Origin of the sequence: Halomonas sp. 707D4 (assembly GCF_024158685.1) — a bacterium.
Taxonomy (GTDB): domain Bacteria; phylum Pseudomonadota; class Gammaproteobacteria; order Pseudomonadales; family Halomonadaceae; genus Vreelandella.
This window is the reverse complement of record NZ_JAMZBD010000308.1, coordinates 1-3873: the sequence shown is the minus strand read 5'-3', so window position 1 is coordinate 3873 and position 3873 is coordinate 1. Positions and strand designations below refer to the sequence as shown.

The following is a 3873-nucleotide window of genomic DNA, read 5'->3' as shown; positions in this document are numbered from 1 at the left end:
CGGTAGAGCTCCGGGTCGTCGAGCATTTCCTCGTGCATCGACAGAATGTCCGCCACTTCGCCGCCAGCCCCGCGCACCAGCGCGGCGAGCTGCGCCTGGCCCTGGGTGATGGCGTCTTTCAGGCGGCCAAGCTCCTGCTCGCTGTCCGTCGCGTTTTCCGGATAGTCGAAGCGCGGCGCTCGCATCACGAAGATGGGCGCGATCGCAAGGCCGGGCGAGGCGGCGACTCCTGAGTGAGCCTCGTTCTCGGCCAGCGTCGGGTAGGCCTTGATGTCGGCCGGCGCGGGGGCGGCGGGTTCGAAACCGCGCTCGAAGGGCGAGACCTTCTCCCCGAGCCCGCCTTCGATGGCGCCGGCGAGCGCGTCGAGGGCCGCCTCGGCACCCGCGCCGGCGGCAGAGAGCACCAGCCACTGCCCGCGCCGCGCGCCGAGGCCGATCACCTTGGTCAGACTCGCCGCCGAAACGCTCGACGGACTGCCTTCTTCCAGGCGCACGTTGATCGCCACCGGCTGCTCGCGGGCGATCTGGACGAGCTGCTTGGCCGGGCGGGCGTGCAGCCCGTGGGGGTTGAGCACCCGCACCCGGCGCGTGGCGGTAGCGCCGGTTTCACCGGCCAGCAGCGACAGCGCGCGCGTGCTGTCGGCGTTGGCCAGGGTCTCGCCGGGAACGCTCTCGACCAGCGCGGCGATCCGCTCCAGCAGCGGCAGGTGGTAGTCCGCCTGGCCCGCCAGGCAGAACACCGCCTGTACCGGGTGGCCCTGCTCCTCGAGCCGCGTATCGGCCGGGGTCGCCAGGGCCAGGGCCGGGGCGAGCTCCGGGCCTGCGTGGCTCGAAAGCCAGTAGCCGCCGCCGAGATAGACCGGCGCGCGTTCGGCGATGGCGCTCATGAAGGCGGTGTTCACGCAGCCGCCTTGATAGAGGCGCGCCGCACCGGCCAGCGCCAGCTCCTTGGCGCTGTGAGCGGGAAACTTAAGGCACAGCGTCTGCTTGTCCAGGCGCGGGGCGGGCGCTTGTTTGGCCAGTAGCTTCGCCACTTCCTCGCGCGATTCGGCCGAGGCCAGCGCCTGGGCGACGCCGTCGCGGTCGAGCACGTGAGTGAGCGCGCGCAGGATATCCAGGTGTTCGTCGTTCTGGGCGGCGATGGCGACCAGCACGTGAACGCGCTGGCCGTCGTGCCAAGCCACGCCCTCGGGAAATTGCAGCACCCGCACGCCGGTGTGGCGCACGTGACGACGGCTTTCCGGGGTGCCGTGGGGAATGGCGATGGCGTTGCCGAGATAGGTGGACGACTGCGCTTCGCGTGCGTGCAGCCCCTCGCGGTACTCCGGCGCGGTCAGCCCGGCCTCGGTCAGGGCCGTGGCGGCAGCGTCCAGTGCGGCCTGCCAGCTCTTCGCCCGGCAGTCCAGCAGGATGTCATCAGGGCCGAGTGTCAGCATGCGGTTCTCCTTGAGTAGCGTCCGGCGACGGCTTGGCGGGTGGCTCACCGATCAAAAGGTGGCCCCCTTAGCGAGCCCGGGCGAATGACGCTATGCTGAAACGATTCACCTTCGGGCACAAGGGGTGGGTTTTTAGACGTTGGTAGGGGCTTAGTCAAGGCGCTGGTACACTCAAGGCCTGAATACGAGGACTCGATATGACACTTGCCGACATCGCCCGGCTTGCCGGCGTCTCGCGAACCACGGCCAGCTACGTGATCAACGGTCAGGCCGAGCAGCGCCGTATCAGCGCCGCCACCGTCGAGAAGGTGAGGGCGGTGGTCGCCGCCCACCGCTATCACATCGACCCCCAGGCGGCGGCGCTGCGGCGCGGGGCGAGCCGGCTGATCGGGCTGATCGTGCCGGATCTCGAGAACGCGAGCTACGCACGGCTGGCCAAGCGCCTGGAGCGCGGCGCGCGCGAGCGCGGCTATCAGCTTCTGGTGGCGAGCTCCGACGACTGTGCCGAGCGCGAGCGCTCGCTTGCCGCCGCACTTCGCGCCCAGCGCTGTGAGGTGCTGATCACCGCCAGCTGCCTGGATCGGGAGGATGCGTTCTACCCGGAGCTCGCCAACGAGGGCCTGCGTATCGTCGGGGTCGATCGCGGGCTTTGCGATGCGCGCTTTGCAAGTGTGGTGAGCGACGATTTCGAGGCCGCGCGGCGGCTGACGCACTCGGTACTCGATTCCCGCACCCGCCGGGTCGCGTGGCTCGACGCGATGCCCGCGCTTTCCATCAGCCGCGAGCGGCGCGCCGGTTTCGAGGCGGCGCTCGAAGGTCGCGGCATCACGGCACGCAAGTTTAGCGCCGCGCGCTACGAGCGTGTCGAAGCCGCAGGATTGATGGAAGGGCTGTTCGAAGAAGGGGAGGCGGTGGATGCCATCATCACCGCCTCTTACACGCTGCTGGAAGGGGTGTTCGACTACTTTCTGGCCCGAGGCGGGCTACCCGACGACGTCAGGCTCGCCAGCTTCGGCGATCATCGGCTGCTGGATCTCTTGCCCCGGCCGGTCAATACCGTGGCGCAGGACGTCGAGCAGATGGCCCGGCGTACCCTCGAGTGCGCCCTCGAGGCGATCGAGGGCAGCGCGCATCCGGGGCGACACGTGATCGCCCGAACGCTGCGAACGCGCTAGGCCGGGCGTCGCGCCTCGGCCCAGGCCTCGGCATCGGGCATCGTCAGAAGGTACTCCTCGCCAAGTAAAGGCGAGGAGAGCAGGAAGTCGGCGCTGGCCGCGTTGCAGGCCACCGGCACGTTCCAAAGCGCCGCCAGGCGCAGCAGCGCCTTGACGTCCGGGTCGTGGGGCTGCGGGGCGAAGGGGTCCCAGAAGAAGATCAGAAGATCCAGGCGCTGCTCGGCGATGCGCGCGCCGATCTGCTGGTCGCCGCCGAGCGGGCCGCTCATCAAGCCCTCCACCTCGAGACCGAGCTCCCGGGTCAGTCGCCCGGCGGTGGTGCCGGTACCCAGCAGGGTGTGGTCGCTCAGGGTCTTCTTCCAGCGCGTCGCCCACTCCATCAATTCGCTCTTCTTGCCGTCGTGGGCGATCAGCGCGATACGCTTGGTGGCGTCGAGCCGGCGCGTGGCCTGGCGGGGTGGGCGCGCATCGTTCATGGTGTGCTCTCCTGGCATCGTCAACGGGCGTGGGGTCAGGCGTCCACCGCCAGCACCTTCAGGGTGTTGGTGCCGCCGTGGGCGTTCATGTGGTCGCCGCGGGTAAGAATGACATGCTCGCCCGGGCGCGCCAATCCGTGCGCCTTGAGCAGCGCAATGGCTTGGTCGTTCACCTCGGTGGGGGCCATCTCGCTGGTGTCGAAGGGAATCGACACCACGCCACGGTAGAGCGCCATGCGCCGCTGGGCGATGGGGCTGTGGGCAAGCCCCACGATGGGCAGCGCCGAGCGGATGCGCGAGGCGATCAAGGGCGTATAGCCGGTCGAGGTCATGCAGGCGATGGCGCGCACGCCGGTAAGGTGGTTGGCGGCGTACATCGCCGAGAGCGCGATGGTCTCGTCGATGCGCTCGAAGCCTTCGTGGATGCGGTGGCCGGAGGATTGGGCGACGCGCTCGCGCTCGGCGCCGAGACACACCCGGTCCATCGCCTGGATGGTCTCGACCGGGTAGTCGCCCGCCGCGGTCTCGGCGGAGAGCATCACCGCATCGGTGGCATCGAGCACGGCGTTGGCCACGTCGAACACCTCGGCCCGGGTGGGCAGGGGCGACTCGATCATCGACTCCATCATTTGCGTGGCGGTGATCACCGCGCGGTTGAGGGTGCGGGCGTGCTTGATGATGCGCTTCTGGGTGCCGATCAGCGCCTCGTCGCCGATCTCCACCCCCAGGTCGCCCCGGGCGACCATCACCGCCTCACTGGCGACGATGATGCCGTCGAGCGTGGCG

Annotated in this window: 4 protein-coding genes; 1 reads left to right on the top strand and 3 read right to left on the bottom strand. The window is 69.4% G+C overall.

The features are described from left to right. Positions 1-1436: fused PTS fructose transporter subunit IIA/HPr protein (fruB, locus tag BIS11_RS12620; RefSeq protein ID WP_253586171.1), on the bottom strand; the 1436-nt coding region annotated here is incomplete at its 3' end. A 197-nt stretch (positions 1437-1633) separates the two neighbouring features. Between fruB and cra the strand changes: the two genes are divergently transcribed. Next, on the top strand, positions 1634-2611 hold the full coding sequence (gene cra, locus BIS11_RS12615; RefSeq protein WP_253424758.1) for a catabolite repressor/activator: 978 nt from the start codon (positions 1634-1636) through the stop codon (positions 2609-2611). On the opposite strand, the gene BIS11_RS12610 is transcribed toward cra, so the two are convergent. Further along, complete coding sequence (locus BIS11_RS12610; protein ID WP_253424755.1) at positions 2608-3087, bottom strand: methylglyoxal synthase; 480 nt, start codon at positions 3085-3087, stop codon at positions 2608-2610. The two genes, cra and BIS11_RS12610, sit on opposite strands and share 4 nt — an antisense overlap. 35 nt (positions 3088-3122) lie before the next feature. After that, the coding region (locus BIS11_RS12605) for a pyruvate kinase (protein ID WP_253586170.1) at positions 3123-3873 on the bottom strand (751 nt) is incomplete at its 5' end.